Source organism: Mycobacterium sp. UM_Kg27, assembly GCF_000972905.1.
In the GTDB taxonomy this organism is placed as follows: Bacteria; Actinomycetota; Actinomycetes; order Mycobacteriales; family Mycobacteriaceae; genus Mycobacterium.
The window spans coordinates 1-270 of record NZ_JRMM01000367.1 but is presented as its reverse complement, the minus strand read 5'-3'; the positions used below and the strand labels follow the sequence as shown (position 1 = coordinate 270).

1 protein-coding gene is annotated in these 270 nt (G+C 64.1%); it reads left to right on the top strand.

Annotated elements, in window-relative coordinates:
• Positions 1 to 270 (top strand): DUF222 domain-containing protein (locus LI94_RS21670; RefSeq protein ID WP_152664914.1); only part of this gene is annotated, 270 nt, incomplete at both ends.

Here is a 270-nt window from a genome sequence, read left to right as displayed (position 1 = left end):
CGGCGGCGTTGCGGATCAGTCAGGGCTTAGCGGCTAGTCGGTTGCACTATGCCCGGGCGATGCGGGAGCGGTTGCCGCAGGTGGCAGAGTTGTTCAAGGCCGGTGACATTGATATCCGGTTGTTTCAGACGATGGTGTATCGCACCGGGTTGATCACAGACCGGCAGGTGCTGGCGGAGGTGGATGCGCAGTTGGTGGCGCAGGTGCTGCGGTGGCCGTCGCTGACCGTGAGCCGGTTGGCGGCCAAGATCGACAAGATCGTGGCCCAGG